At 67.0% G+C, this 26,838-nt stretch carries 25 protein-coding genes; 2 read left to right on the top strand and 23 right to left on the bottom strand.

From position 1 onward, the window contains the following. Positions 1-38: 38 nt before the first annotated feature. From FL625_RS13690 to FL625_RS13625, 14 genes are all read right to left on the bottom strand, one after another. Positions 39-2,228 (bottom strand): 3-hydroxyacyl-CoA dehydrogenase NAD-binding domain-containing protein, encoded by a 2,190-nt coding sequence (locus FL625_RS13690; protein WP_149589245.1) that lies wholly within the window; start codon positions 2,226-2,228, stop codon positions 39-41. Next, positions 2,225-2,677: a hypothetical protein gene (locus FL625_RS13685; protein WP_149589244.1), complete on the bottom strand. Its 453-nt coding sequence runs from the start codon at positions 2,675-2,677 to the stop codon at positions 2,225-2,227. Before FL625_RS13685 ends, FL625_RS13690 begins: the two co-directional genes overlap by 4 nt. Before the next feature lie 283 nt (positions 2,678-2,960). Further along, entirely contained in the window at positions 2,961-3,419 is a 459-nt protein-coding gene (locus tag FL625_RS13680) for a hypothetical protein (RefSeq protein ID WP_149589243.1), read from the bottom strand. After that, positions 3,416-3,886: a cupin domain-containing protein gene (locus tag FL625_RS13675; RefSeq protein ID WP_149589242.1), complete on the bottom strand. Its 471-nt coding sequence runs from the start codon at positions 3,884-3,886 to the stop codon at positions 3,416-3,418. Before FL625_RS13675 ends, FL625_RS13680 begins: the two co-directional genes overlap by 4 nt. 49 nt (positions 3,887-3,935) lie before the next feature. Continuing rightward, a complete protein-coding gene (locus tag FL625_RS13670; protein ID WP_149589241.1) occupies positions 3,936-4,361 on the bottom strand; it encodes a hypothetical protein in 426 nt (141 codons plus the stop codon). Between the two features lie 159 nt (positions 4,362-4,520). After that, entirely contained in the window at positions 4,521-5,732 is a 1,212-nt protein-coding gene (locus FL625_RS13665; protein WP_149589240.1) for an acetyl-CoA C-acetyltransferase, read from the bottom strand. Between the two features lie 10 nt (positions 5,733-5,742). Beyond that, positions 5,743-6,366, bottom strand: a complete 624-nt coding sequence (locus tag FL625_RS13660; protein ID WP_149589239.1) for a glutathione S-transferase family protein — start codon at positions 6,364-6,366, stop codon at positions 5,743-5,745. A gap of 132 nt (positions 6,367-6,498) precedes the next feature. Continuing rightward, a complete protein-coding gene (locus FL625_RS13655; RefSeq protein WP_149589238.1) occupies positions 6,499-8,271 on the bottom strand; it encodes an acyl-CoA dehydrogenase C-terminal domain-containing protein in 1,773 nt (590 codons plus the stop codon). Positions 8,272-8,329: 58 nt separating this feature from the next. After that, a complete protein-coding gene (locus FL625_RS13650; protein ID WP_149589286.1) occupies positions 8,330-8,719 on the bottom strand; it encodes a MerR family transcriptional regulator in 390 nt (129 codons plus the stop codon). A gap of 224 nt (positions 8,720-8,943) precedes the next feature. Beyond that, entirely contained in the window at positions 8,944-10,575 is a 1,632-nt protein-coding gene (locus FL625_RS13645) for a DUF4139 domain-containing protein (RefSeq protein ID WP_149589237.1), read from the bottom strand. A 101-nt stretch (positions 10,576-10,676) separates the two neighbouring features. Next, the gene (locus FL625_RS13640) at positions 10,677-11,501 is read right to left on the bottom strand and encodes an aldo/keto reductase (RefSeq protein ID WP_149589236.1); all 825 of its coding nucleotides are present in this window, start codon (positions 11,499-11,501) and stop codon (positions 10,677-10,679) included. Positions 11,502-11,558: 57 nt separating this feature from the next. Then, positions 11,559-11,993: a hypothetical protein gene (locus tag FL625_RS13635; protein WP_149589235.1), complete on the bottom strand. Its 435-nt coding sequence runs from the start codon at positions 11,991-11,993 to the stop codon at positions 11,559-11,561. A gap of 35 nt (positions 11,994-12,028) precedes the next feature. Next, positions 12,029-13,051 carry an aspartate-semialdehyde dehydrogenase gene (locus FL625_RS13630; protein WP_149589234.1) on the bottom strand — a complete coding sequence of 341 codons (1,023 nt, stop codon included), beginning with the start codon at positions 13,049-13,051 and terminating at the stop codon, positions 12,029-12,031. Between the two features lie 91 nt (positions 13,052-13,142). After that, positions 13,143-14,312 (bottom strand): MFS transporter, encoded by a 1,170-nt coding sequence (locus FL625_RS13625; protein ID WP_149589233.1) that lies wholly within the window; start codon positions 14,310-14,312, stop codon positions 13,143-13,145. A 149-nt stretch (positions 14,313-14,461) separates the two neighbouring features. Between FL625_RS13625 and FL625_RS13620 the strand changes: the two genes are divergently transcribed. Beyond that, positions 14,462-15,511 (top strand): DUF4424 family protein, encoded by a 1,050-nt coding sequence (locus FL625_RS13620; protein WP_149589232.1) that lies wholly within the window; start codon positions 14,462-14,464, stop codon positions 15,509-15,511. 15 nt (positions 15,512-15,526) lie between these two features. On the opposite strand, the gene FL625_RS13615 is transcribed toward FL625_RS13620, so the two are convergent. Continuing rightward, complete coding sequence (locus tag FL625_RS13615) at positions 15,527-16,762, bottom strand: MFS transporter (protein ID WP_149589231.1); 1,236 nt, start codon at positions 16,760-16,762, stop codon at positions 15,527-15,529. 235 nt (positions 16,763-16,997) lie between these two features. On the opposite strand from FL625_RS13615, the gene FL625_RS13610 reads away from it, so the two are divergent. Next, the gene (locus tag FL625_RS13610; RefSeq protein ID WP_149589230.1) at positions 16,998-18,608 is read left to right on the top strand and encodes an alpha-amylase family glycosyl hydrolase; all 1,611 of its coding nucleotides are present in this window, start codon (positions 16,998-17,000) and stop codon (positions 18,606-18,608) included. Between the two features lie 43 nt (positions 18,609-18,651). Here FL625_RS13610 and FL625_RS13605 read toward each other — a convergent pair whose 3' ends face one another. The 8 genes from FL625_RS13605 to FL625_RS13570 are packed head-to-tail and all read right to left on the bottom strand — an operon-like array spanning position 18,652 to position 26,785. After that, complete coding sequence (locus FL625_RS13605) at positions 18,652-20,553, bottom strand: beta-galactosidase (RefSeq protein WP_149589229.1); 1,902 nt, start codon at positions 20,551-20,553, stop codon at positions 18,652-18,654. After that, positions 20,550-21,386, bottom strand: coding sequence for an SMP-30/gluconolactonase/LRE family protein (locus FL625_RS13600; protein ID WP_149589228.1), 837 nt, complete (start codon positions 21,384-21,386; stop codon positions 20,550-20,552). The genes FL625_RS13605 and FL625_RS13600 overlap by 4 nt, the downstream gene beginning before the upstream one ends. Next, a complete protein-coding gene (locus tag FL625_RS13595) occupies positions 21,383-21,988 on the bottom strand; it encodes a 2-dehydro-3-deoxy-6-phosphogalactonate aldolase (protein ID WP_149589227.1) in 606 nt (201 codons plus the stop codon). The genes FL625_RS13600 and FL625_RS13595 overlap by 4 nt, the downstream gene beginning before the upstream one ends. Next, entirely contained in the window at positions 21,985-22,893 is a 909-nt protein-coding gene (locus FL625_RS13590) for a 2-dehydro-3-deoxygalactonokinase (protein ID WP_149589226.1), read from the bottom strand. Before FL625_RS13590 ends, FL625_RS13595 begins: the two co-directional genes overlap by 4 nt. Next, positions 22,890-23,645: an SDR family NAD(P)-dependent oxidoreductase gene (locus FL625_RS13585; RefSeq protein WP_149589225.1), complete on the bottom strand. Its 756-nt coding sequence runs from the start codon at positions 23,643-23,645 to the stop codon at positions 22,890-22,892. Before FL625_RS13585 ends, FL625_RS13590 begins: the two co-directional genes overlap by 4 nt. Positions 23,646-23,702: 57 nt before the next feature. Then, complete coding sequence (locus tag FL625_RS13580; RefSeq protein ID WP_149589224.1) at positions 23,703-24,548, bottom strand: carbohydrate ABC transporter permease; 846 nt, start codon at positions 24,546-24,548, stop codon at positions 23,703-23,705. Between the two features lies 1 nt (position 24,549). Next, positions 24,550-25,473: a carbohydrate ABC transporter permease gene (locus FL625_RS13575; RefSeq protein ID WP_149589223.1), complete on the bottom strand. Its 924-nt coding sequence runs from the start codon at positions 25,471-25,473 to the stop codon at positions 24,550-24,552. 58 nt (positions 25,474-25,531) lie between these two features. Further along, the gene (locus FL625_RS13570; RefSeq protein WP_149589222.1) at positions 25,532-26,785 is read right to left on the bottom strand and encodes an ABC transporter substrate-binding protein; all 1,254 of its coding nucleotides are present in this window, start codon (positions 26,783-26,785) and stop codon (positions 25,532-25,534) included. Between the last annotated feature and the right edge of the window lie 53 nt (positions 26,786-26,838).

Below are 26,838 nucleotides of genomic sequence, written 5' to 3'. Positions count from 1 at the left end.
GCCAAAATTCTTCGCCGAAGAATTTTGGCGCGGTCGCGTCAGGCGGCGGCCTTCTCGCCCCCGAACCGGCCGTAGAAGGTTTCGCCCTTCTCTGCCATCTCGCGCAACAGCGCCGGCGCATGGAAGCGCGGGCCGAACTGGGCCGTCAGGCCGCGGCAGATCTCCACCGCCCGCGCGGCGCCGATCATGTCGAGCCAGCTGAACGGCCCGCCCGACCAGGGCGCGAAGCCCCAGCCCAGGATCGCGCCCACGTCGCCCTCGCGGATGTCGGTCAGGACACCCTCTTCCAGCGCGCGCACCGCCTCCAGCACCTGGGCAAAGAGCATCCGGTGCTGCACATCGGCGAGCGAGGGCTGCATCTTGTCCAGGGGATACTTGTGCGCAAGTCCCTCCCACAGGCCCAGACGCTCGCCCTTGTCGTCATAGGCATAGAAGCCGGCCTTCGCCTTGCGGCCCAGACGCCCCTGATCGGCCATCCAGAACAGCACATGGTCCACCGCCTCGTCGGGGTAGTCCTTGCCCATGGCTTCCTTGGTGGCCTTGGCGATCTTCACGCCAAGGTCGATCGAGGTCTCGTCCACCAGTTGCAGCGGGCCCAGCGGCATGCCCACGAGCTTGGCCGCGTTCTCGATCAGCGCCGGCTCCACCCCTTCGGCGACCATGCGGATGCCTTCGTTGATGTAGGGAATGATGCAGCGGTTGGCGTAGAAGAAGCGGGCGTCGTTGACGACGATCGGCGTCTTGCGGATCTGGCGCACGAAATCCAGCGCCTTCGCGACGGCGCGGTCCCCGGTCTTCCTGCCCCGGATGATCTCGACCAGGTTCATCTTGTCCACCGGGCTGAAGAAATGGATGCCGATGAACTGGTCCGGCCGCTGGCTGGCGGCGGCAAGTCCCGTGATCGGCAGGGTCGAGGTGTTGGTGGCATAGATGCAGTCCGGCCCCACCGCCGCCTCGACCTTCGCCGTCACCTCGTGCTTGACCTTGGGATCCTCGAAGACCGCCTCCACCACCAGATCGGCGCCGGCGAGCGCCGCGTAATCGGTGGTGGCGGTGATGCGGCCCAGAACCTCGGCCTTCTTCTCCGCCGTCACCTTGCCGCGCTTCATGCCCTTGTCGAGAAGCGCCTCGGAATGCGCCTTCCCGCGGTCGGCGGCCTCTTGCGTCGCGTCGATCAGCACGACCTCGATCCCGGCATTCGCCGCCACATAGGCGATGCCCGCGCCCATCATGCCCGCGCCGATCACGCCGAGCTTCCGCACCGCCTGATCCTCGACCCTGGGCCGGTTCGCGCCCTTCTCCAGCGCCTCCTTGTTGATGAACAGGCTGCGGATCATCGCGCTGGACGAGGGGTTCATCAGGACGGAGGTGAAATGCCGCGCCTCAATCTTCAGCGCGGTGTCGAAGGGCACCAGCGCGCCTTCATAAACCGCCGCCAGCAGCGCCTTGGCCGCCGGATAGACGCCCATGGTCTTGCTGTGCACCATCGCGCTGGCGCCGACGAAGGTCGGGAACCCGGCCGGGTGATAGGGCGCACCGCCCGGCATCTTGTAGCCCTTGGCATCCCAGGGTTTCACCAGATCGGCATCGGTGGCCGACAGCACCCATTCCTTCGCGCGCTTCAGAAGGTCTTCCGGCGCAACGACCTCGTCGATCAGCCCGGCGGCCTTGGCCGATTTCGGGTCGGAGAGCTTGCCCTCCAGGAGGAAGGGCGCGGCCATCATCGCGCCCAGCTTGCGCGACAGGCGCGTGGTGCCGCCGGCGCCGGGGAAGATGCCGACCATGATCTCGGGAAGGCCGATCTTGGCCTTCGGGTTGTCGGCGGCGATGATCCGGTGGCAGGCGAGCGGTAGTTCCAGCCCGATCCCCAGCGCCGTGCCCGGCAGGGCCGCGACGATCGGCTTGCCGCCTTTCAGCGTCTTCGGGTCCATCCCCGCGCGCTCGATCTTGCGCAGGACCTGGTGCATCTGCATGACGCCATCGAAGATCGCCTGCGCCCCGCCCGCCCGCATCCGCGCGATGACGTTCAGATCCATCCCCCCGGCGAAATCCTTCTTGCCCGAGGTGATGATGATCCCCTTCACCCCCGCGTCGGCCAGCGCCTGATCGACAAGGTCGGACAGAATCGCGAAGGCCTCAGCGGACATCACGTTCATGGACTTGGACGTCACGTCCCAGGTGATGGTGGCGACGCCCTCGGCGTCGGTGGTCATGGTGAAGTCGGTCATTGCATGAACTCCATCGGCAATCGGTGATCGGTCTCGATCCTGGTCAGCAGGATCGGCCAGCGGGTCTCGCTGGTCGTGTTGTGAACCCTTGTGGCCCTCCAGGCGCCAGCGCGGCGCTCCAGCCAGATCCGGCTGTAGAAGGTCGGGACGAGAGGCCGGCCATCGCACAGGTAATGCGATTCATAGACGCCGATCAGCCGATCGGGTCCGTCGAACCTGGCGTGAAGCACGTTCAGCCGGACTTCCGTGGCGCCGCGACAGCACAGCATGTCGGAAAGCTCGTCGAAGCCCTCGGCAAGCTCGTCCTCGGTCCGCACAATAAGTCTTGCCGCCGAGGTCACGATCGAGAGCGGCAACTCGACGAATGCGCGATAGGACTCGAAATTGCCCCGGGTCAGGGCAAGGGCCACGTCGTCGAGAAATCGCTGCAGCGTTTCCGTTGCTGTCATAATCCCCTGGACCCAGTGCGCTCCGGCCGACTGAACCTGCAACCCACCGAAATCACCGAAAATTTCACTGGAATGAACGCTTAACGGGCGGAAGCTTACCGCGTTGCAAGCTGTAGTTGTATCAACATAGTGCGAAGTCTGCCATGTTCCAGACGCAAGCGAGGCGGGCAGGGCAACTTTCTGGAAGATCATCGGACGACCTCGCGCGGCCAGCCCGGACAGGGCGTTCCGTCCTTGTGCAACCGGGCGCGCAGGCCGTTCCGGCGGACGTAATGCATGAAGATCACTCGATGTCTCCCCTGGCCTCGGCAAGGCCGAACTGGTCCAGCAGCATCTCCCGCGTCACCGGCCAGCGGTCGGCTTTGATCTGGTAATGCGCTTCCGAGAACAGCCAGTCCCGGCCCCGCCGCACGATGGCATGCCGCGAGACATGGGGGTACTTGATCGACTGGCCGCTCGCGATCAGATGCGTGTGGTGCCAGCCCTCGATGCGGTCCTGTCCGACGAAGTCGGCTTCGCGCGCGACCCTTTCGTAATGGGTCACCCCTTCGGATTTCAGCACGTCATGCAGCGCGTCGAAGGTAGGTCGCAGCGCCTCGCGGCTCTCGACCAGCAGGCGGGCGTTCGACGTGTGGATCAGGTAGGGCAGGTCGATCCGGTCGGCATAGGCGTCGAAGTCTCCCGCCAGCACGGCAGCCGACACGAGGTTCAGGGCGTCCTGATAGATCGTCAGCGCCGTCATCGCGGCCCCGTCCAGTCGCTGCCGTCCCTGTAGGTGAAACGGGCCTTGCCGCCCTCGATCTCGACGCGAAGGTCCACGTCGGAATAAGTCGCCACCTCGCGCGGGGCCTTGGTGCCGACGACAAGGAAGCGCGCCACCCGGTCGGTGCGGTTGATGAAATGGTGCCCATCCGTGCTGCCCGCCGGGAAGGCTGCGCAATCGCCGGGGCGCATCACCGTCTCGCCCGAGTCCTGGACCAGGGTGCATTCGCCCTCGGTCACCATCACGAACTCGTCCTCGTTCAGATGCCAGTGCCGCAGGCTGGACAGCGCCCCCGGTTCCAGCGTCACCAGGTTCACGCCGAACTGGGTCAGCCCGCCCGCATCGCCCAGCCGCAGCGACGACCGGCCCTTCATCATGCTGGCATAGGGTTCGGGGTAGATCGAGCCGGTCTTCACCGGAACTTTCGCGGGGTCGATCACGGGCATGCGGGGTCTCCTTCCGGGTGCAAACCGCCCGGCCGGAGTTGCCCCCGCGTCAGGCGGACAAGGCCAGTGCCTCGTACTGCTGTGCCAGTTCGGGCATCGACACCTGGGTATAGTTCACCATCTCGACGCGCGGGCCAAGGGAGGTCACGCGGCAGAAGTAGATCGCCGAGGACGACCGCGGCACCCCGCCCTGCATCGGCACCTCGTGCCAGGTGACCCAGACCCGGAAGCGTCCGGCGCGCGGCAGTTCGACCGCCCTCACCTCCGGCCGCAGCGCGACGATCCGGTCCTTGATCAGCGCCTCCCGCATGAGCGCGAAAAGCACCCGAGCCTCCTGCGGGCCGGACAGAAGCAGGCGCTCGCTCGGCAGGAAGATGGGCAGGGGAAAGACATAGGTGGCCAGAAGCTCGTCGATACAACCCGCGACAAGCAGGTCGCCCCGGGAACGGAAATGCGCTTCGATCTGCGAATGCATGGCGGGATCGCCTCTCAAACCGATTTGAAGAAGCGACCATCTTGGGAGAATCACCCCGACCGCGACGTAGGATTGCGACATCGGATGCGCCGGAAACGACATCAACGCGGTGTTGCACCGCGCGCAAGCGTTCTGCGACCGTGGGGTCCTGCATCCCTGTCAGACCCGCTCGATGATCGTGGCCGCGCCCATGCCCGAGGCGATGCACAGCGTGGCAAGGCCCAGTTCCTTGTCCTGCCGCTCCAGCTCGTCCAGCAGCGTGCCGATGATGATGGCGCCGGTCGCGCCCAGCGGGTGGCCCATGGCAATGGCCCCGCCGTTGACGTTGACCAGCGCAGGATCCACGTCGAAAGCCTGCTGGAAGCGCAGGACGACGCTGGCGAAGGCCTCGTTGACCTCGAACAGGTCGATGTCGCGGATCGACAGGCCCGAGTCCTTCAGGATCTTCTGCGTCGCAGGCACCGGCCCGGTCAGCATGATCGTGGGGTCGGTGCCGACCTTGGCGGTTGCACGGATCCGGGCGCGGGGTTTCAGGCCATGCGCGCGGCCGAACTCGGCGTCGCCGACCAGCACCGCCGCCGCCCCGTCCACGATGCCGGACGAGTTCCCGGCATGGTGGATGTGGTTGATCCGCTCCAGATGCGGATACTTCATCATCGCCACCTTGTCGAAGCCCGGCATCACCTCGCCCATGTCCTTGAAGGCGGGCTTCAGCGCGCCAAGCGCCTGCATGTCGGTGCCGGGGCGCATGTATTCGTCGCGGTCGAGGATGGTCAGGCCGTTCTGGTCCTTGATGGTCAGGACGGACTTCGCAAATCGGCCCTCTTCCCAGGCACGGGCCGCCCGGCGCTGGGACTCCACCGCAAGCGCATCGGCCTGGTCGCGGGTAAAGCCGTATTCGGTGGCGATGATGTCGGCACTGATGCCCTGCGGGACGAAATAGGTCTTCATCGCAAGGCCCGGATCGACAGCGATCGCCGCCCCGTCCGAGCCCATGGGGACGCGGCCCATCATCTCGACCCCGCCGGCGATATAGGCGTGGCCCGCGCCTCCCTTCACCTGGTTTGCCGCCAGGTTCACCGCCTCCATCCCGCTGGCGCAGAAGCGGTTGATCGCCAGGCCCGGGATGCGCTCGTCCAGGTCCGAGGCCAGCACCGCCGACCGCGCGAGGCACCCTCCCTGTTCGCCGACCTGGGTGACATTGCCCCAGATCACGTCCTCGACCGAATGGCCCTCCAGCCCGTTCCGTTCCTTCACTGCGTTCAGCACCTTGGCCGACAGCGCGACCGAGGTCAGTTCGTGCAGGGACCCGTCCGGCCGGCCCTTGCCGCGCGGGCTGCGGACTGCGTCGTAGATGAAGGCGTCGGTCATGGTGGTCTCCTTACGCGGGGAAGGCCCGCTGCATCAGGTCGTAGGGATGTTGCCAGCCGGGCAGGGCGGCGATGCGGTCCAGCCAGGCGTCGATATGGGGCCAGTCGGCGCGGGCAAAGCCGAAGGGCTCGGGATAGTAGAGGTAGCCGCAGCACGACAGGTCGGCGATGGTGGGTGCCTCGCCTACGATCCAGTCGCGGCCGGCGAGATGGTCGTTCAGCACCCCGTAGGCCGCCTTGAGCCGGCCCTGCAGAAAGGGGATCACCGCCTCGGGCCGCTTTTCCGCCGGCAGGAAGTTCATCAGGAACCGGGTCGTGCCGATGGTGGTCGAAAGCTTGTGGTTGTCCCAGAAGAGCCAGCGCAACACCTCGCGCCGTTCGGCGGCCGACCGGCCACCCAGCTTGCCGGTCTTCGAGGAGATGTAGTCGAGGATCACCCCCGACTGGGTCAGCGTGGTGTCGCCGTCCACGAGGACCGGCACCTCGCCCATCTCGTTGATCGCCTTGAACGCGGGCGACCGGGCCTCGCCCTTGAAGAAATCGACGAAGACCGGCTCCCAGTCGAGATCGACCATCTCCAGCGCCAGCGCGCATTTGTAGGCGTTGCCGCTTTCGCCGAATGAGTAGAGTTTCATGGCCGTCCTCCCTTGTGGCCTCGCCACCCTGACCCGCCGCGTGCCGGACCGGAAGCCTCCTCGTGCGCCTTCGGCTTCTCGTCACCGTTAGACCCGGCGAGGAGTGACGAAGTCATCGACGAGCCTTCCCGCTCAGAACGCCTCGGCCGCCAGTGCCATGACCGGATCGGCCCCGCTTTCGATGCGCGCCAGGTGCATCGCGCAGGCGGGGAGTTGCCGGGCCATGTAGAACCGCCCGGTGGCGATCTTCGCCTCGTAGAAGTCGCGGTCCGTGGCGCCGGCGTCCAGAGCCTCGTAGGCCGCCTTCGCCATCCGCGTCCACATCAGGCCCAGGCAGACATGACCCATCATGTGCATGAAGTCGTAGGACCCGGCCAGCGCGGCATTGGGGTTCTTCATGCCGTTCTGCATGAAGAACATCCCCGCCTGCTGCAACTGCTTCGACGCGGCCTTCAGCGGCTCGACGAAACCCGTCATCCGCTCGTCCCCGTCATGGGCCTTGCATTCGGCCTTCACCATCTCGAAGAAGGCCATCACATGCTTGCCGCCGTCCATGGCCAGCTTCCGGCCCACCAGGTCGAGCGCCTGCACGCCGTTGGCACCTTCGTAGATCATCGCGATCCGGGCATCGCGGACGAACTGCGACATGCCCCATTCCTCGATATAGCCATGCCCGCCATAGACCTGCTGGGCCTGCACCGCCATCTCGAAACCCTTGTCGGTCTGGAAGCCCTTGAGCACCGGGGTCAGCAGACCCACAAGCCCATCGGCCGCCGCATCGCCGTTGTGCGCCCGGTCGATCAGCGTGGCGCCCCAGTAGGTCAGCGCGCGGGCGCCTTCGACGAAGCTCTTCTGCTCCATCAGGTTGCGGCGGATATCGGGGTGGACGATCAGCGGATCGGCCGGACCGTTCGGGTTCTTGGCCCCGGTCACGTCACGGCCTTGCAGTCGGTCCTTCGCATAGGCCAGCGCGTTCTGGTAGGCGGCCTCGGCTACCGCATAGCCCTGCAGTGCCACGCCCAGTCGGGCCTCGTTCATCATCGTGAACATGGCGCGCATGCCCTTGTGCAACTCGCCCAGAAGCCAGCCGGTCGCGCCGTCGTAATTCATCACGCAGGTCGCGTTGCCGTGGATGCCCATCTTCTCCTCGACCTTGCCCACGGACACCGCATTCCGCGCCCCCAGCGAACCGTCGTCGTTCACGAGGAACTTCGGCACTATGAAGAGGGAAATCCCCTTCGTCCCCTCGCCGCCGCCCGGGGCCTTGGCCAGCACCAGATGGACGATGTTTTCCGCCATGTCGTGATCGCCGGCCGAGATGAAGATCTTCTGCCCGGTGATCTTGTAGCTGCCATCCGCCTGCGGCTCGGCCCTGGTGCGCAGAAGCCCCAGGTCGGTGCCGCAATGGGGTTCCGTCAGGTTCATCGTGCCGGTCCAGTCGCAGGTCACCAGCTTCGGCAGCCATTTCCGCTTCTGCTCCTCGGTCCCGTGGACCAGGATCGCGGAATAGGCGCCATGGGTCAGGCCCTGATACATGTTGAAGGCCATGTTGGCCGAGACGAAGGTCTCGTTCACCGCGGTGTGCATCAGGTAGGGCAGGCCCTGCCCGCCGTATTCCGGGGCGGCATCCAGCGACATCCAGCCGCCTTCGGACAGGGTACGGAACGCCTCCTTGAACCCTTTCGGAGTGCGGACGACGCCGTTTTCCAGCTTGCAGCCTTCGACGTCGCCGACCACGTTCAGCGGGGCGAGGATGTCTTGCGCCACCTTCGCCGCCTCGTCGAACACCGCCTGGGTAAAGCTGCGGTCAAGGTCGGCGTAACCGGGAATGTCGGCCTCGCTGATCTTGAGCATGTCATGCAACAGGAACTGCATGTCCTTCACGGGGGCGGTGTAGCTGGGCATCTTCTATCCTCTTCCCTATCGAAACCGCGCCCGAAGGCGCGGCACATGCGCGGCCCGTTCAGGCCGCGTGCTTCGGCACCAGACCCTTGGCCTCGGCGTCTGCCAGCTCGGCCTTCAGCTCGGCGATCGCCACGTCCAGCTCGGCGCGCTGGGCCTCCATCTCGGCCAGCCGTTTGACCGCCAGCTCGCAGGCCTTCTTCCGCTGGGCCGTCAGGCCATCGTCGCGGTCGTAAAGATCCAGCGTCTGCCGGATGTCCTCGAGGCTGAAGCCAAAGCGCTTGCCGCGCAGGATCAGCGCCAGCCGCGCCCGGTCGCGCCGGGTGAACAGCCGCTTGGTCCCCACGCGGATCGGGGTCAGCAGTTCCTTGGCCTCGTAGAACCGCAAGGTGCGCGGGGTCACGTCGTAGGCTTCGCACATCTCGCGGATGGTCATCACGTCACTCGGTATCTCGGTCGTCATGGTCGCACTCGTCATAAAGGCATCACTGCCGGCGCAGATGCGAACCCGCAGACAGGATTACCAGAGCAGTTGACGTTAACGTCACTGTGACGTCACGTCAGAATCGCGCCTGACGTGAAGTCAGATCGGCGCGGACGCGGCGCGCGGGTGACGCAGCGGCAAGGGCCGGGCCTTGCCGACCCGGCCCGCGGCGCCCGTGCGGGGCAGAGCGATCAGCGCAGGACCATGCCTTCCGGCCAGGTCAGGGTCTGTTCCAGGGTGATCGTCTGCTTGCCCTTGGCAGGCAGATCGAACTCCCAGGCCAGGATGCCGCGCTGGCCGTCAACATCGGTTTCCGAAGGTTTCGGGCTGGCCGCGAAGGCGATCTCCAGGTCATCCTGTTCGCTGTAGGGCACCTGGTCCAGGATCCGCACCGGCCATGCCTCGGGCCCGGTGTTCTCGACAGTGATCACCGCGCTTTCGCTCTGCCGGTTGGCGCTGACGAAGATCCCGGTCTCGCCCCCGGCGCGCTTCGGCATCTCGCGCTTGACCCGCAGCGTCTCGAGCGCCCCGAAGCCCACGTCCGTCTCGACCCCCGGCGCGATCACGTCCAGCCAGGTCTGCCCGACCAGCACGCCCTCACGGAACAGCATCGCCTGGCCGGGCAACAAGGGCTCGTCACTGCCGTTGGCGAAGCTGGCCATAACGAAGGCGGTCCGGTCCAGCCGGGGCACGGCCACCGCCTTCACCACCGGCGCGAAGTCCAGCCTGTCCAGCGCGAGCCGCAGGTTCTCGGCCCCCGTCGCCACGGTCACCGGCTCGGGATAATTGTAAACGACCGTGTCGCCCTCCAGCGCCATGCCGGCGGTGACCGGGGCGGGCGCGGCCTCGGCCACCGGCGCGTCCAGCATCGCCATGTCCGCCCCGCCCAGCGACTTCCGCGCCAGAGCCTCGGGTTCGACCTCCGGCCCGATGCTGCGCAGTTCGGGCCAGAGCCGCGACGGCGCCGCCTGTTCCGAGGGGCGCGACGAGGACAGGGTCAGCGCCACCCCGTCCCAGTCCTCGCCCGTGTCCTGCGTCACGAGGACCGACCGCTCCAGCGTCAGCCGGTCGCCACCCTTCCGGGTCAGGTTCAGGTCATAGACCGGCTGCCAGCTGGCATTGCCGACATATTGCGTCATCGTCACGACCTGGGCGCCCGGCGCCTCGGCCGTCACCGCGACCGACAGCGCGGCGTAGTCCATGTCGGCCGAGGGGAGCGCGTCATAGGCCGCCCGTGCCGCGGCCAACGCTTCTTCTGCCTCGGACAGGTCCTTCTCGGCGGGCGGAAGCTCTGCCTTCGCGGCTAGGGCAGCCTGCCGCGCGGCAAGCGTCTCGGCGCCGATCATCCCTGCCATCGCCTTTATGGTCTCGGGCGTGGCCCCGTCGGGCAGCGCGCCCGAAAAGGACGCGAGGAACCGCACCTGCGCCTCTGCGGCCTCGACCTTCGCCTCAATCGCCTCCAGCGCCAGCTGGGCACCGAGCACTTCGGCTTCGGCCGCCTCCACGTCGGCCTTCGCGGCGCGCTGGGCGTCGGTCAGCGGCGTCTCGCGCGGGGGCAGGCGGTCCGCGCGCAGCGCGAAGGCGCCGACCTGCAGGTCACCGGAGCCCATCAGCCGGATCAGGCCGGGGTCGCTGTCCATCGGCAGGTCGGTGACCAGAAGCTCATGGGGGCCGGCGGCGGGGGCGGTGAACATCACCTCGCGCGTCAGTCGGGCGCCATCGGGATAGACGGTGACGGCGGTGATCCGGCTGGTCGCCGCGATGGTGTCGGCACAGGCGGGCAGGGCGGTGGTGACAAGCAGGGCGACGATCAGGGCGCGCATGGACGAGGCCTTTCGGTTGACATGCGCCCGCAGGTTAGGGCGGCCCTGCCCGGGCGGGCAAGGCGGCAAAACCCTTCCCAAGGATCGGCTGCCGGCCGGCGTCACATCATTTCGAACCGCGCCGGATCGGGCCCGCAACGCGCACCTTCGTCCAGGCTGGCCATGGCAGCCATCTCGGCGTCGGTCAGCGCGAAGTCGAAGAGGTCCAGGTTTTCGCGCAGACCGGCCTCGCGGGTGGATCGGGGAATGACCGAGGCGCCGATCTGGAGGTGCCAGCGCAGGATCACCTGGGCCGGACTCTTGCCGGTGCGACGCGCGACGGCCTGCACCGGGGCGGCGTCGAAACTGCGGCCCTGGCCAAGCGGCGTCCAGCTTTGCGTGACGATGCGGTGGGCGGCATGGAAGGCGCGCAGGGCGGGCTGCTGCAGGCGCGGGTTGATCTCGACCTGGTTCAGCACCGGGGTGACGCCGGTCTCGCCGATGATCCTCTCCAGATGCGGCTCCTGGAAGTTCGAAACGCCGATGGACAGCGCCTTGCCCTCGTCGCGCAGCCGGATCAGCGCGCGCCAGGTGTCGAGATAGAGGTCCTGCGCCGGACAGGGCCAGTGGATGAGCAGAAGATCGACATGGGTAAGCCCCAGCCGCTTCAGGCTGGCCTCGGCCGCGCGGATCGCCTTGTCGAAGCCCTGTTCGCTGTTCCAGACCTTCGTCGTGACGAAAACCTCGTCGCGCGGCAGGCCCGACCGCCTGATGCCCTCGCCCTGGCCTTCCTCGTTGCCGTAGATCGCCGCGCCATCGACCAGCCGATAACCCAGCCGCAGGGCCGTGGCCGTGGTCTCGGCCGTGATGGCGGCAGGGACCTGCCAGAGGCCGAAGCCGAGTTGCGGCATCTGCCGGCCGTCATTGAGGGGAAGCATCGGGGTCATCGCGGGTCTCCTGAAGGGGCGTGCAGGAAAGCGCGAGCAGCGGACAGGTGCAAGGGGTCAGGTTCTGGCGAGGGCCTGGGCAGCAATGCCCGTTTGCGGATGGCCGGGGAAGCCTGCGCCAAAGCGGCGAACAAGCGCCATGTAAGGCGGGCCGACCTGGCTGGACTTGGCCAGGGTTGCGCCGGTTGCAAGGTCGGTCAGGACGAGCCCGCCGCCCGATGGCACGAACTTCAACCCGCGATCGGCAAGCAGCCTTTGCAACTGCCCCCAGCTTTCCGATCCCGCGAGGGCCTCGGCGACGAGAAGCCGAAGGCGCACGAGGAGCCGCTCGTCGATGCCTTCGGCACTCCTCGCTTTGCGGCGCTCGCAGCACTGAACCTCCAGCCGTATCAGATCGCGCAACACTGCGCCGGGCGTCTCGTCCCGCTCCCGGCACAGCGCCACGAACCGGCGCCACGGCACGTCATCGCAATGAAAGAGGGTCTCGGCCATGGCCGAGACCCTCCCGCATCGGGGTTAAGAAAGCCTTAGCCCTTCTTCAGCACCTTCTGGCCCAGAAGCTCGGCGATCTGCACCGCGTTCAGCGCCGCGCCCTTGCGCAGGTTGTCGCTGACGCACCACAGGTTCAGCCCGTTCTCGATGGTCGAGTCCTGCCGCACGCGGCTGACGTAGGTCGCATATTCGCCCACGCATTCGATCGGCGTGATGTAGCCGCCGGGTTCCCGCTTGTCGATCAGCATGACACCGGGGCTTTCGCGCAGGATGTCCTGGGCTTCCTGCCAATCCAGGAACTCCTCGGTCTCGATGTTGATCGCCTCGGAATGGCCGACGAAGACCGGCACCCGCACGCAGGTCGCGGTGACCTTGATCTTGGGGTCGAGGATCTTCTTCGTCTCGGCCACCATCTTCCACTCTTCCTTGGTCTCGCCCGAGTCCATGAAGACGTCGATATGCGGGATCACGTTGAAGGCGATCTGCTTCGAGAACTTCTTCGGCGGCACGTCATCGACCGGGTTATAGATGGCCTTGGTCTGGTTCCAGAGCTCGTCCATCCCCTCCTTCCCGGCACCCGAAACGGACTGGTAGGTCGCCACCACCACCCGCTTGATCCTGGCCCGGTCATGCAGGGGCTTCAGCGCCACCACCATCTGCGCGGTCGAGCAGTTGGGGTTCGCGATGATGTTCCTGTTCTTGTAGGCATGGATCGCATCGGCGTTCACCTCCGGCACGATCAGCGGGATCTCGGGGTCATAGCGGTAGAGCGACGAGTTGTCGATCACCACGCAGCCCGCCGCCGCCGCCTTGGGCGCATAGACCTTGGTCGCCTCGGACCCCACGGCGAACAGCGCGATGTCCCAGCCGGTGAAGTCGAAGGTGTCCAGATCCTTGGTCTTGATAGTCTTGTCGCCGAAGCTGACTTCAGTGCCCAGAGATTTGCGCGACGCCAGCGCGGCGATCTCGTCAACCGGGAACTCGCGCTCGGCGAGGATGTTCAGCATTTCGCGGCCCACGTTGCCCGTGGCACCCGCGACGACGACCTTGTAGCCCATCGGGGTTCTCCTTGTCCGCCCCCGCCCTTCGGGGACGGGCGGGCCATAGCGCAAGGCCGCGCGACGGAAAAGCGGATTCGTCCGCCCCGGTTCAGTCGGCGCGGTCGCGTGACAGCAGATAGACGGCCAGACCGATCGCGGTGGCCAGCGCGAAGAACAGGAACACCGCCGCGTATGGCGCGGCCGGGGTGACAGGCTCGGTCGCGGCATGGATGCGGCCGGTCACGATCTGGGCGATGCCGATCGGCGCGATGCCGAACAGGTTCAGAAGCGTCACCCCCCGCCCGGTCAGATGCGCCGGCACGAAGGCCCGGCCATGCGCCAGCACGATGGGAAAGCTCGCCCCGAAGAACCCCGCCGCGACCAGCAGCACCACCGCCACCATCGGCGGCGCGGCGGCGAACCACCACAGGCCGAAGAGGCAGACCAGCATCGCCGCATTGCCCAGGAGGACGAGCAGCTTGCGGCTGGGAAACCAGCGGTCGAGCGGCCCGTAGGCGAAGTTGCCCACCACCATGGCCAGTCCCATCCACAGGCTGATCCGCCCGATCTCCAGCTGGTCCGCACCATGGACATCGGCGAAATAGGGCCCGATCCACAGCCCCCGCAGCCCGGCGATCGGCGCGTAGCAGACCGTCATCATGATGAGGACGGGCCAGAGCAGAGGCATCCGCAGCAGTTCGACGAGAGAGCCGTCCCGCGCGCCCGCCAGCCGCTCCGGGTCGCGCACCAGGACCAGGATCGCCAGCGCCACTGCGCCGGTGACTGCCGCGAGACCCAGCACAGTTTCGCGCCAGCCGAAGGCGGCGACCGCCCAGGACAGCGGCAGCGACGAGGCGACATTGCCCAGCGTCCCGACCGCCAGCGTCAGCGCCGCCAGCGTGCCGAAGGCAGAGGGCGCGAACTGGCGGGCGAAGATGAAATAGCTCGCCATCAGCACCGGCGCGCAGCCCACCCCGATCAGCGCCATGGCGATCTTGATCTGCCCCGCCCCCGTCGCCTGGGAAAACAGCACCGCGCCCCCGGCCCCCACCGCCATCAAGAGGCCCGAGGTCAGCCGCGGCCCGACCCGGTCCAGCCAGGCGCCGATCGGGATCTGCATCGCCGCAAAGGCCAGGAACCACCAGCCCGAGGCCGAGGCCAGCTCGGCCGCCGTCACCCCCAGATCCCGCGTCAGGACCGGCGACAGCACCGCGAGGAAGGCGCGGTAGAACTGGCTCAGGATATAGGCGAGGATCAGGGCGGCGATGCCGATGCGCATGGCGGAACTTTCGGTGCGTCCGGCGCTTCTGCCAAGCGCCCGCGCCGGGCGCAAGGCGGTTTTCGCCACCCGATCCGCCGCCTTGCGCCCGGTCTTGCGGGAATCTCCAACCGGGGCTCTGATGGCTCCGATCACCACCGGAGCCAACCATGCGCCTGTCCCTCCTGCCCGTTGCCCTGTGCCTTGCCACGCCGGTCCATGCCAATGACGGCTTCGGCGGTCTTTCGGCCACCGGCCTGACCTTCGGCCAGACCGACTCCATCGCGATGGAGGAGGAAAATCTCTTCATCGGCCTCGACCGCATCGCCGTGGATTATGTGTTCCGCAACCTGACCGATGCCGACGTGACCGGAGAGATGATCTTCCCCCTGCCGCCGGTCGGGGTCTGGTCCGGCTACGAGTCGATGATGAACCTGCCCGAGGATCTCTCCGCGCCCGACCTCGTCGGCTTCACCGCGACGGTGGACGGTCAGCCGGTCAAGGTCGCCATCGACCGCATCGCGGTGATCGAGGACGGCTTCGACGAGGAGATGCCGCCCTCTCGGCAATACGACGATCCGGGGCGCGACGTGACGGCCGATCTCGAACGGCTGGGCATCCCCCTGACACTGGAAATCGAGGCCGTGCGCCAGGCACTTCTCGCCCTGCCCGAGGACAGGCGTGCCGAGGCCGAGGCGCTGGAACTGGCCGAATTCTACGCCGGCGACCCCGCGCAGGATCAGCCCCCCGATGTCTGGGGCAGATGGTCCATCGTCACCCGCTATCACTGGACCCAGACCTTCCCGGCCGGGGCCGAGGTCCGGATCAGCCACAGCTACGCCAACCGCCCGCCCGGAGGCGTGTTCTACTGGACCCATCCGCCCGAGGACTGGCAGCTTTACCTCAAGGACCAGTACTGCATCGACGAGGGCACCTCGCGCGCCATCGTGAAGGCGCTTGAAGGCTCGGGCTCGGAGGAATTCGGCAATACCGGCACGGCCTACAACATCTCCTACGTCCTGCGCACCGCGAACAGCTGGGCCGGCCCCATCGGGCGCTTCACCCTGACACTCGACAAGGGCGATCCGGGGAACGTGATCTCGCTCTGCGCCGAAGGCGTGCGCAAGACCGGCCCCACGACCTTCGTCATCGAGAAGACGAACTACACCCCCGACCGCGACCTGGAGATCCTCGTTGTCCAGCCCCTGCCGAAAGAGTGACGGGGGCCCCGCGCCTCAGGCCGCCTGCGGCATCATCTGCCGTTCCCTGATGGGCAGGTGCACCAGCGCCGAGAATGCCCCGACGCCGACGCCGATCCACCAGACCAGCGTGTAGTCGCCGTTCAGGTCGTACATCTTGCCCCCCAGCCAGACGCCGAGGAAACCGCCGATCTGGTGGCTGAGGAACACCACGCCATACAGCGTGCCCATGTAGCGGATGCCGTAGATATGTGCGACAAGCCCGCTGGTCAGCGGCACCGTGGCCAGCCACAGCGCGCCCATCACCGCCGAGAAGATCAGCACCGAGGCCGGCGTGATCGGCATAAGGATGAAGGTCGCGGCGGCGATGGTGCGGCCGACATAGATCCAGAACAAGAGGTATTTCTTGGTGTGCCGCTTGCCCAGCCAGCCCGCCGTCAACGTGCCGACGATGTTGAACAGGCCGATCACCGCGATCGACACCGCTCCCAGCGCCGAGGTCGTGGTGATGCCCAGCCCCGCCAGCATGGAGCCGGAATCGATCGGCGAACAGAGCTCGGTCACGAAGGCCGGGAAATGCGCGGTGATGAAGGCCAGCTGGTAGCCGCAGGAGAAAAAGCCCAGGAAGATCAGCGTGTAGGACGGATCGCGGAAGGCGCGGATCAGGACCGTGCCCATGCTTTCCTCCAGCTCCTGCCGGCTGGCCAGCTGCGGGCTGCGCAGGAAGGGCAGGGCGGCCAGCGTCGCCAGGATCACCGCGGCGAAGATCAGGAAGACCGTCTGCCAGCTGTAGCTCTGCAACAGCCACTCCGCCGTGGGCGCGCCGAAGACCTGCCCGGCCGAGCCGGCGGCGGTGGCGATCCCCAGCGCCATCGAGCGGTTCTCGGCACTGGCCGCGCGCCCGACGATGGCCAGGATCACCCCGAACCCGGTGCCCGCGATACCGAAACCGACAAGGATCGCGAGGATCTGATGCTGCCCCGGCGTCACCGCATAGGCCGACAGCACCAGCCCGGCGGAATAAAGCAACGCCCCCGCGATGATCGCCCGCCGGTCGCCGAACCGCTCCGCCAGCGCGCCGAACAAGGGCTGGCCGATGCCCCAGGCCAGGTTCTGGATCGCGATCGCCAGCGAGAAATCGGCCCGCAGCCAGCCGAATTCCGAGGCGATCGGGATCTGGAACACCCCGAAACTCGCCCGGATCGCGAAGGAGATCATCAGGACCGCACAGCCGGCGATCAGGACGGGGGTGATCAGGGGGGCTTTCGGCATGGCGCGCGCTCCGGTTCCGGCGGGCACCCTGCGCCCCGCTCCTTCCGGGGTCAACGGCGATATTGTCACCGTTACAGCCCGCCCGTCCGCGCACTGATCCCCTTCGCAGCTTTCCGTTGCGCGGCTGCCGCAAATCTGCGGATTATCGTATGGACGGTGCCGGCGAAATCGCTTTGGGCTTTTGCCCGCACCGGGCCGGAGATAAGGGCCGGAACGGTCCAGCAAGGAGGCGGGGATGAGCGATTGGTGGCGTGGCGCCGTGACCTACCAGGTCTATCCCCGGTCCTTCCAGGACACGAACGGCGACGGCGTGGGCGACCTGCCGGGCATCACCCGCCGGCTCGACCATCTGGCCGCGCTTGGGGTCGATGCCGTCTGGCTCTCGCCCTTCTTCAAGAGCCCGATGAAGGATATGGGCTATGATGTCAGCGACTATTGCGACGTGGACCCGGTCTTCGGGACGCTCGCCGATTTCGACGCCCTGATCGCGCGGGCGCATGACCTTGGGCTCAAGGTCATCATCGACCAGGTGCTCAGCCACACCTCGGACCAGCACCCCTTCTTCGCCGAAAGCCGCAAGGACCGGGTGAACCCGAAGGCCGACTGGTATGTCTGGGCCGATCCCCGCCACGACGGCACCCCGCCCTGCAACTGGCTTTCGGTCTTCGGCGGCTCCGCCTGGCAATGGGATGCGCGGCGCAAGCAGTACTACCTGCACAACTTCCTCGCCTCGCAGCCCGACCTGAACTACCACAACCCCGAAGTGCAGGACTGGGCGATTTCAGCCATGCGCTTCTGGCTCGACCGCGGGGTGGACGGCTTCCGCTTCGACACGGTGAACTACTTCTTCCACGACCCCCTCCTGCGGGACGACGCCGCCGACTACCGGGTCAAGGCCGAACCCGAAGGCAACCCCTATTTCATGCAGTATCACCTGTTCTCGAAGAACCAGCCCGAGAACCTGCTCTGGATGGAACGCATCCGCAGACTGCTCGACGAATACGGCGCGGCCTCGGTGGGCGAGATGGGCGAAAGCCACCACGCGATCCGCATGATGGGCGAATACACCGCTCCCGGCCGCCTGCATCAGTGCTATTCCTTCGAGATGATGGGCTACGACTTCTCGGCCGGATTCTTCCGCGACCGGCTGGAAGGCTTCTTCAAGGGCGCACCCGAGGGCTGGCCGATGTGGGCCTTCTCCAACCACGACGTGGTGCGCCACGCGACGCGCTGGGCGAAGAATGCCGCCTCGACCGAGGATCTGGCGAAACAGGCGGCCTCGCTCCTCCTGTCCTTCGAGGGCTCGATCTGCCTCTGGCAGGGCGAGGAACTGGGCCAGACCGACACACCGCTCGATTTCGAGGAACTGACCGACCCCCAGGGCATCGCCTTCTGGCCCGAGCCTCTGGGCCGCGACAACACCCGCACGCCGATGGTCTGGGACGCCTCGCCCAATGCGGGCTTTACCACGGGCAAGCCCTGGCTGCCGGTCAAGGCCGAACAGGCCGCCCGCCATGTCGCGGGACAGGATGGCGCGCAGGGCTCGGTGCTGGAACACTACCGGGCGGCGCTGGCCTTCCGGAAGGGCTCGCTTGCCCTGCGCGCGGGCGGCACCCGCTTTCTCGACCTGCACGAGCCGGTGCTGGGCTTCGTCCGGGGCGAAGGCGAGGGCGCGCTGCTCTGCCTGTTCAACCTCTCGCCCGTGGCGCGGTCGCTGACGGTTGCGGGCACCGCCGCGCCGACCGGCCCCTCGCTGCATGCGGTCCTGCAAGGCGACCGCCTGACGCTAGGCCCGAACGGCGCGGCCTTCCTGCCGGTCGCCGGCGAAATCTCGATCCAGGACTAGGCGCAACCCCAGGATTTTTCGTCGAAAAATCCTGGGGCTTCCCTCATCGTCCGACCCAGTGCACTCCGGCCGGAGGGATCGTCACCCCGCCCCAGTCCACCGGCACCGGGTTGTAGTTGAACAGGAACCGGTGCGTCGCGGTATCGCGACGGCGCAGTCCCTCGGGCAGGGGATCGGTCTCGATCCCCTCGGCCGCGCAGGCGCGCATCAGGATCCGGTTCAGTGCCGCCTCGTCCGGCCAGCCGGCCAGATAGTGCAACCGGCCAGCGGCGACCAGCGCCGGCCAGCCGTCCTCGGCCGCCTCGACCACCTCGGCCGAGCCTTCCAGCTTCTCCCGCCAGTTCACCAGCGCCCCGCCCTGCGCCAGCGGCACGGGAACGTCGGGCGGCAGGCTTTCCACCCGCGCGACCACGGCGTCCAGCCCCGGAAGGGCGGGCGGCAGCGGCACGGGGATCGCGAAGTCGGGCGTCCGGGAATTGGTCCGCGGTCCGAGGATCGCCGTGCCCGCGAAGCCCGCGATCGCGGCCTTCAGCGGCTCGGACAGGCTGAACAGCCCCGGCGCCAGCACCAGCCGGTAGCCCGACAGGTCGGCGGTGTCGGGCGGCAGGATGTCCACGTTAAGCCCCAGCCGCCGCAACCCCTTGTAGAGGTGGAACACCAGCCAGAAGTAGCTGAAGCTGCGCCCCTGCGGCTGGGTCTCCCAGGCCCAGTCGGACGCATAGTCGAAGATCAGCGCCACATCGGCGCGTCCCGTCCCGGCCTCGGGCATCGCCGCCAGTTCTCGCGCGACCTGCCCCGCCTCGCCGAAGGCTTGCGCCGGGGCGCTGTCGGGGCGCAGCAGGCCCGCGTGCATCTGTTCCTGCGCAAAGGGGGCCTGGCGCCAGCGGAAATAGCAGACCGCTTCCGCGCCATGGGCAAAGGCCTCCCAGGCCCAGAGCCGCGCCATGCCGGGCAAGGGATCGGGGTTGTAGGGGGCCCAGTTCACCGGGCCCGGCTGCTGTTCCATGATCCACCAGCGCCCCCGGCCCACGGCACGGTAGAGGTCGTGATGGAAAGCCTGGAAATCCGGGTCGCCTTGCCGGACGAAGCGCCGCTTGTGTTCGGGCTCTGCCGGTATCCGGTCGGCCAGGTAGCCCAGCGGATAGCTGTCCCAGCTGGCGATATCGAGGTCCGCGCCCACCTTGAAATGGTCGAACTCTGTCACCGCACCCATGAAGTTGTGCGCGATGGGGGCATCCGAGTGTCTGCGGATGATCTCGACCTGAAGCCGGTTGAAGCTGGCCACCTGATCGCTGGAAAAGCGGCGGAAATCCATCACATGGCTCGGGTTCGGCTCGGTGACGGTCAGGTTCGGCAGGCCGATCTCGCGGAAGTCGCGGTATTCCATCGACCAGAACACGTTGCCCCAGGCCCGGTTGAGCGCATCCGGCGACTGATATTTCTGCGCCAGCCAGTCCTGGAAGGCGGATCTCGCGGCTTCGGAATAGCTGAGGGTCGTGGCATGGCAGGCATATTCGTTGTCGGTCTGCCAGGCCGCGACATGGGGGTTCTTGCCATACCGCTCGGCCAGGGCAGAAACGATCCTCGCACATTCCGCGCGATAGCCCTGATGCGAGAAACAGTAATGCCGGCGCGAGCCGAAGCCGCGCGGCCGGCCGTCCTTGTCCACGGCCAGCATGTCGGGATGGCGGTCCAGCATCCAGCGCGGCGGGGTGGCGGTGGGCGTTCCCAGCACGACCTTCAGCCCCCGCGCGCCCAGCGTCGCGATCGCGCGGTCCAGCCAGGCCCAGTCATGCCGGCCGGGCTCGGGCTCCATCCGCGACCAGGCGAATTCGCCGATGCGGACCCAGGTCAGGCCAAGCGCCGCCATGCGGTCGGCATCCTCGGCCCATTTCCCTTCCGGCCAGTGTTCGGGATAGTAGCAGACTCCAAGCGTGCGTTTCATGACAGGACCTGAGGTTCGGGAAGGCCCCGGGCGATGCCGGGAAAGGCAAAGACCTGGCCCGAGGCGGGATGCGCCTTGCGGGCGGCCTCGTCCATGTGCTCGAGCGCGGTCGTGACGAAAAGGATTTTCATGTCGGCGCCGCCGAACGCCGGGCACGAGGATTGCGGCGCTCCAGGTGTTTCCACCGCGCGCACGAAACCACCGTCGGGCGCATATGCGGCAACGCGGCCCGCGCCCCATTGCGCATTCCAGAACAGTCCTTCGCTATCGATGACAGCCCCGTCCGGGTTCAGCCCCTCAGGCGCGAGGTCCAGCCAGACCTCCGGCTTTCCGACCGGCCAGCCCCCGACATCCAGAGCCACCTTCATCACCTGGCCTTTCGCCGTGTCGGCGAAATGCGCCGCGCGTCCGTCCGGGGTGAAACAGATCGCGTTCGGAATGGTGATGCCGTCGAACAGCCGCCGCAGCTCGCCCCGGTGCCAGCGCCAGATCGAGCCTGCGCCCGGCTCTGCCCGTTTGCCCATAAGCCCTAACCAGAAGCCCCCCTGCCTGTCGGCGCGGCCATCGTTAGATCGTGTGGCGGGGCTGCCGGCATGGACCAGCACCTCGTGTCGGCCGCTGACGAGATCGAAGCGCAACAACCCGATCTCCGAGGCGATCACGAGATGCCCGGCATCCAGCCAGCCCGCGGCCGAGACCATGTGCGGAAAGGTCCAGGACTGTTCCTGACTGTGCAAGGTCCGGTTCAGGATGTCGAACCAGAACAGGCGTTCATGAACCGGGTGCCAGAAGGCGCCTTCGCCCAGTTCGCAGGGGCGGGCGTCGAAGATCATCGGAAGACCTCGTCATAGGCGGCCACGATCCGCGCGGCCCGCGTGGCGATTTCGTCCAGAGCCAGGCCCGGCGTGTAAAGCGCGGTGCCGATGCCGAAACCGTCCGCCCCGGCCCTGGCCCAGTCGGCGAAGTTCGCGGGACCGGCCCCGCCCACGGCATAGACCGGCAGTCCCTTCGGCAGCACCGCCCGCAGCGCCTTCAGCCCCTCGGGGCCGATCAGGCTGCCGGGGAACAGCTTCAGCCCCGTCGCCCCCGCCCTGATCGCGGCGAAACATTCGGTTGGCGTCATCACGCCCGGCCAGCTGGCCATGCCGGCGGCGCGGGTGGCGGCGATCACCTCGGGGTCGCAGTTCGGCGAGACGACCAGCGTCCCGCCCGCCGCCCTGACCCGGGCGACCTCGGCGACCGTCAGCACCGTGCCGGCGCCGATCTCGGCCCCCGGCACCGCCGCTGCCATGGCGGCGATCGAGGCGAAGGGGTCGGGCGAGTTCAGCGGCACCTCGATCCTGGTGATCCCGGCGGCCACCAGGGCGCGTGCGGCCGCGGCGGCCTCTTCCGGGGTGATCCCGCGCAGGATGGCAATCAGGTTTCGGTGGCTCATCGGTCGGATACCTTTTCGGGCGCCAGCAGCGAAAGGCCTGCCAGCGTGCAGTCGGTTGCGGACAGCCGCTTCGCCTCTACGCCCTGCGCGGCCAGCGCGCGGGCATAGGCCATGGAGATGCGTTCGGCCCCGACCAGCGTCACCCGCTGGCCCAGCCAGTAGGGCCGGGCGGCGGCAAGCTCGGTGGCGATCAGAAGACCCGACAGCCGGGACCGCGCGGCATCCGGCGCCAGCCCCGCGATCAGGCCCTCGGCGCGGATCGTGAACAATCGTGCGGCAATCCGCTCGGGACGCGAGATCGCCTCGGACACGGCAGAGTCGAAGGCCGCGTCGTCCCAGCCCTCGGTCTGCATGCCGTGGCGCAGGACCGAGGCGCCGGACAGCAGCGCGAACAGTTCCCCGGTCATGCAGGTCTGGAAGCTGACCACCTCGCCCGCGCTGACATGGACCCATTTCGAATGGGTGCCGGGCAGGCAGATCACCCCGTCATAGCCCGGCATCAGCCGCAAGGCGCCGGCGATCTGCGTCTCCTCGCCGCGCATCACGTCGGCGGGTTGCGCCTGTTTCAGCCCCGGCGCGATCCAGACCGTCAGGCGCGGATCGGTCGTCGGAGCCTTGACCAGTGCCGCATGGTCCAGCGGCGTGCAGGGCACCGCGCGATAGGGTGCCTCGCACCAGCCCTGCCGGCTGCCCACCATGCCGCAGGCCACCACCGGGGGCCGGTCGTCCAGCCAGGCCCCGATCAGCCGCAGAAGCGCCGGCTCGAACCCCTCGCGGCTCAGCTTGCCCATTCCCTCGTCCGAACTGGCCTCGGCCAGCACCCGGCCATGCGCGCCCATCGCGAAGGCGCGCAGGTTCGAGGTGCCCCAGTCCACTGCGATCCAGGCGGGAGAGAGGGCGGTCATGAGGAGATATAGCCTCCGTCCAGGATCAGGGTCTGCGAGGTCATCATGCGCGAGGCGTTCGAGGCCAGGAACAGCACGGTCCCCGCCATGTCCTCGGGCTGGATCGGGTCGGGCAGGCACTGGCGGGCCAGGTGGGCCGACAGGGCCTCGGGCGTGACCCATAGCTCCTTCTGCCGCTCGGTCAGCACCCAGCCGGGGGCGATGGCGTTGACGCGGATACGGTCCGGCCCGAACTCGCGCGCGAGCGTCCGGGTAAGGCCGACGATCCCGGCATTGGCGGTGATGTAGGCGGCATAGCCCGTGTCGGCCATCATGAAGCTGATCGAGGAGAAGTTGATGATCGACCCCCCGCCCGCGGCCTTCATGCCGGGGATGACCTGCTGGCAGGCGAAGAAATAGGACCGCAGGTTCACCGCCATCGACCAGTCCCAGAAGGCCTGGTCGGTCTTCAGCGTCTCGTGCCGCGTATCGTTCGCCGCGTTGTTGACCAGGACCGTTATCGGCCCATGCGCCTTGGCGGCGGTGTCCAGCGTCAGCTGCAACTGGTCGGTCAGCGAGATGTCGCAGGGCAGGAACAGCGGGCGGTTGCCGGTGGCGGCCTCCATCCGGTCGCAGAAGGCCGTGGCGTCGGACCGCTGGCAGAAGGCGACCTTCGCCCCCTGGCGCAGGAAGGCCTCGGTCAGCGCCGCGCCGATGCCTGCGCCGCCCCCGGTGATGAAAACGGATTGACCCTTCAGATCCTCGAAGATCATCGCGCTGGTCCTGTCCTCATGCTTCCAGCGGCTTGTTCCCGCCGCACGTCCCGACCGTCATTTCACCGCCCCAAGGGTCAGACCGGCGATGAAGTGCTTCTGCATCAGGAAGAACATCACGACCGGTGGCAGGGCGGCAAGGATGGATCCGGCACTGACCAGATGCCACTGGGCGATCCACTGGCCGTTGAGGCTGGACAGGCCGGCGGTGATCGGCTGGCTGTCGACGCCCTGTGTCAGCACGGTGGCCCAGAAGAAGTCGTTCCAGATGAAGGTAAAGACCAGTACCGACAGCGCCGCGATGGCCGGGCGCATCAGGGGCAGCACGATGTAGGCGAAGATGCGCCACTCGCTGACGCCTTCCACCCGGGCAGCCTCGATCAGCTCGAAGGGCAGGGCCTTGATGAAGTTGCGCATGAACAGCGTGCAGAACCCGGTCTGGAAGGCGATGTGGAACAGCGCCAGGCCATACCATGTGTCATACATGCCGAGGTTCAGTGTCATGTCGCGGACCGGGACCATCAGGATCTGGAAGGGCACGAAGTTGCCCGCGACGAACAGGAAGAACACCAGCAGGTTCGCCCGGAACCCGTAGACCGCCAGCGCAAAGCCGGTCATCAGCGACAGGCCGACCGCGCCGATGACCGTGGGGATCGTCACCCACAGCGAGTTGATCATGTACTGCCCGATGGGCGTCTGGGTGAAGATGAACTTATAATTCTCCCAGGCAATTCCCGAGGGCATCCCGAAGTAGTTCCCCTGCGCCAGGTCCGAGGCCGGGCGGACCGAGGTCAGCGCCACGCCAAGCAGCGGGAAGAGCCAGATCAGCAGCGCCACGGGCAGCGCGATGGTGTAGATCCACTGCGCGGCGGTCGAGGATTTCTGGATCGGACGCGGAAACATCTCAGCGCTCCCTCTCGTCGCGCCACATCTTCCAGATGAAGCCCGAAATGAAGACCATCATGATGGCGAAAAGGACGACGGCGATGGCCGCGCCATAGCCCATGCGGAAGCCGTATTCGCCAAGCGCCATCTCGAACATGTAGTAGGACAGCACGCGGGACGACCCGAACGGCCCGCCGTTGGTCATGATCGACACCAGGTCGAAGGACCGCAGCGCGCCGATCACCGTAACGATGACCGCGATGAAGGTGGCCGGGCGCAGCTGAGGCAGGACGACATACCACAGCATCCGCCAGCCCTTCGCCCCGTCCAGCCGTGCCGCCTCGATCTGGTCGGGGGCGACGTTGTTCAGGCCGGTCAGGTAGAGGATCATCACATAGGCAATCTGAGGCCAGAGGCCGGCGGCGATGATGCCGTAGGTCACCAGGGTCGGGTCGGCCAGCACGGCGACGCCCTGTCCGGTGATGGATTCGATCAGCTTGTAGAACAGCCCGAAGTTCGGCGCGTAGAACCAGCTGAAGATCAGGCCGACGACGACCTGGCTGATGACGAAGGGGAAGAAGAACAGGGACTTGTAGATGCGGATGCCCCGGACCGTCTGGTTCAGGAAGATCGCGATGAAGAGCCCGGCGGGAAGCGCAAGCATGTACAGGACCAGCCATTTCAGGTTGTTCCAAAGGCTGACGGTGAAGGCCGGGTCGGTCATCAGCTCCCGGTAGTTCCCCATGCCGAGGAAGCGTCCGGTGAAGTTGCCGTCGCGGTCGTAAAGCCCGTTCCAGTCGTAGAAGGACAGCGTCACGCTTTCCACGATGGGCCAGAGCACGTAGATCGTGAACATGATCAGCCCCGGCGCCAGAAACAGCCAGGGCGCGATGCTCCTCTGGCTCCAGCGCCTCGGAGCGGTCTTGGCGGCGGCTTCGGCCATCTCTCCCCCCGGACTCGGAAGGGCGCCCCCCGGATCGGGAGGCGCCCAGGTCGTCAGATCACTGCGGATAAAGCCGCAGACGGGTCTGCTCCAGGCGGTCAAGGATCGCCGGAAGCTGGTCGGGCTGCACCAGGAACTGCTGGAAGCCTTCCATGCCGACCTTGGCATATTCGGCATCCGCGTCGCGGTCCCAGAACTGGGCGATGCCGCCCGTCGCGGTGGACAGCGCCTGGAAGCCGGCGGTCAGGAACGGATCGGCCGCATCGACCGAGGCGTTCTTGTTGGTGGGGAGTTGCCCTACCGCCGCGTTCCACTTTGTCTGCGCTTCGGCCGAGGCCATGAAGGCCAGGAACTTCTTCGCATCCTCGGGGTTCTTCGCGCCCGAGGTCAGGTGGATCGTGTCGGTCGGCGCTTCCTCGGCGCGCGGGATGCCGGGGGTGATTTCCGGGAACACCATGAAGCCGAGGTTGTCGTTCGTCATCCCGCCTTCCTTGAAGACGCCGACGGCGAAGTTGCCCATGACGTAGTTCGCGGCCTTGCCCTGCACCAGCAGCGCCGCCGCGTCCTGCCAGTCGATCGCGGCATGGTTCGCGGTGACGAAGGGTTGCAGCTTGCCGAAGTTCTCGAACACCGCCGCCACTTCCGGCGAGGTCCACGAGATCTTGCCGGCGGCGAGGTCAGAGTGGAACTGGTAGCCGTTGGTGCGCATCGAGACATAGTCGAAGATGCCCGCCACCGGCCACAGCGCCGACGAGCCCGTCGTCACGCAGTCGATGCCCGCGGCCTTGAACTTCTCGCAGTTGGCCAGGAACTGATCCCAGGTCAAGCCTTCCGGCCCCGGAACCTCGACACCCGCCGCCTTGTAGGCGTCGCGGTTGTAGTAGATGCCCCACTGATAGTAGGTGTAGGGGATGGCATAGAACTTGCCGTCGATCGAGGCCGACGGCACGGAAGAGGCGAGCGCGTCCTTCAGCCCGTTGGCTTCCCACACGTCGGTGATGTCGGCGAACAGGCCCGCCTCGACGAAGGGACGCATCCGGTTCGCGGCATACCAGTTGGCCAGGTCCGGCGGGTCCGCGGTCAGGAAGTTGCGGATCGCGTTCTTGTAGGCCTCGTGGTCGAAGTTGGTCATCTGGATGTCGATGTCGGGGTTCGCGGCCTCGAAATCGGCGATCAGGGCTTCGGCGGCGGCCAGCGGAATCGGGTCGTAGTCCGCGTTCCAGGTGACGACGCGCTTGTCCTGCGCGAAGGCCGAAGTGGACAGCATCAACACCGCCCCGAGCGCAAGCGCGCCCGTCAGTTTGTGAACCATGGTTTCCTCCCGTTTGGTTTCACTATTTGAAACTTAGTCTTGAATATTGAAAA

This window comes from Tabrizicola flagellatus (assembly GCF_008271465.1).
GTDB lineage: Bacteria > Pseudomonadota > Alphaproteobacteria > Rhodobacterales > Rhodobacteraceae > Tabrizicola > Tabrizicola flagellata.
This window is presented reverse-complemented; position numbering and strand designations above follow the sequence as displayed.

What these genes read in the sequence shown, in the direction of transcription:
- FL625_RS13655 (WP_149589238.1), bottom strand. Translation starts at nt 8,271, where the DNA reads ATGCCCAGCTACACCGCCCCCGTGAAGGACATGCAGTTCCTGTTGCAT.
- FL625_RS13570 (WP_149589222.1), bottom strand. Translation starts at nt 26,785, where the DNA reads ATGGTTCACAAACTGACGGGCGCGCTTGCGCTCGGGGCGGTGTTGATG.
- FL625_RS13575 (WP_149589223.1), bottom strand. Translation starts at nt 25,473, where the DNA reads ATGGCCGAAGCCGCCGCCAAGACCGCTCCGAGGCGCTGGAGCCAGAGG.
- FL625_RS13690 (WP_149589245.1), bottom strand. Translation starts at nt 2,228, where the DNA reads ATGACCGACTTCACCATGACCACCGACGCCGAGGGCGTCGCCACCATC.
- FL625_RS13615 (WP_149589231.1), bottom strand. Translation starts at nt 16,762, where the DNA reads ATGCCGAAAGCCCCCCTGATCACCCCCGTCCTGATCGCCGGCTGTGCG.
- FL625_RS13620 (WP_149589232.1), top strand. Translation starts at nt 14,462, where the DNA reads ATGCGCCTGTCCCTCCTGCCCGTTGCCCTGTGCCTTGCCACGCCGGTC.
- FL625_RS13640 (WP_149589236.1), bottom strand. Translation starts at nt 11,501, where the DNA reads ATGACCCCGATGCTTCCCCTCAATGACGGCCGGCAGATGCCGCAACTC.
- FL625_RS13610 (WP_149589230.1), top strand. Translation starts at nt 16,998, where the DNA reads ATGAGCGATTGGTGGCGTGGCGCCGTGACCTACCAGGTCTATCCCCGG.
- FL625_RS13630 (WP_149589234.1), bottom strand. Translation starts at nt 13,051, where the DNA reads ATGGGCTACAAGGTCGTCGTCGCGGGTGCCACGGGCAACGTGGGCCGC.
- FL625_RS13590 (WP_149589226.1), bottom strand. Translation starts at nt 22,893, where the DNA reads ATGACCGCCCTCTCTCCCGCCTGGATCGCAGTGGACTGGGGCACCTCG.
- FL625_RS13605 (WP_149589229.1), bottom strand. Translation starts at nt 20,553, where the DNA reads ATGAAACGCACGCTTGGAGTCTGCTACTATCCCGAACACTGGCCGGAA.
- FL625_RS13670 (WP_149589241.1), bottom strand. Translation starts at nt 4,361, where the DNA reads ATGCATTCGCAGATCGAAGCGCATTTCCGTTCCCGGGGCGACCTGCTT.
- FL625_RS13625 (WP_149589233.1), bottom strand. Translation starts at nt 14,312, where the DNA reads ATGCGCATCGGCATCGCCGCCCTGATCCTCGCCTATATCCTGAGCCAG.
- FL625_RS13685 (WP_149589244.1), bottom strand. Translation starts at nt 2,677, where the DNA reads ATGACAGCAACGGAAACGCTGCAGCGATTTCTCGACGACGTGGCCCTT.
- FL625_RS13580 (WP_149589224.1), bottom strand. Translation starts at nt 24,548, where the DNA reads ATGTTTCCGCGTCCGATCCAGAAATCCTCGACCGCCGCGCAGTGGATC.
- FL625_RS13635 (WP_149589235.1), bottom strand. Translation starts at nt 11,993, where the DNA reads ATGGCCGAGACCCTCTTTCATTGCGATGACGTGCCGTGGCGCCGGTTC.
- FL625_RS13600 (WP_149589228.1), bottom strand. Translation starts at nt 21,386, where the DNA reads ATGATCTTCGACGCCCGCCCCTGCGAACTGGGCGAAGGCGCCTTCTGG.
- FL625_RS13595 (WP_149589227.1), bottom strand. Translation starts at nt 21,988, where the DNA reads ATGAGCCACCGAAACCTGATTGCCATCCTGCGCGGGATCACCCCGGAA.
- FL625_RS13585 (WP_149589225.1), bottom strand. Translation starts at nt 23,645, where the DNA reads ATGATCTTCGAGGATCTGAAGGGTCAATCCGTTTTCATCACCGGGGGC.
- FL625_RS13660 (WP_149589239.1), bottom strand. Translation starts at nt 6,366, where the DNA reads ATGAAACTCTACTCATTCGGCGAAAGCGGCAACGCCTACAAATGCGCG.
- FL625_RS13680 (WP_149589243.1), bottom strand. Translation starts at nt 3,419, where the DNA reads ATGACGGCGCTGACGATCTATCAGGACGCCCTGAACCTCGTGTCGGCT.
- FL625_RS13645 (WP_149589237.1), bottom strand. Translation starts at nt 10,575, where the DNA reads ATGCGCGCCCTGATCGTCGCCCTGCTTGTCACCACCGCCCTGCCCGCC.
- FL625_RS13675 (WP_149589242.1), bottom strand. Translation starts at nt 3,886, where the DNA reads ATGCCCGTGATCGACCCCGCGAAAGTTCCGGTGAAGACCGGCTCGATC.
- FL625_RS13665 (WP_149589240.1), bottom strand. Translation starts at nt 5,732, where the DNA reads ATGACCGACGCCTTCATCTACGACGCAGTCCGCAGCCCGCGCGGCAAG.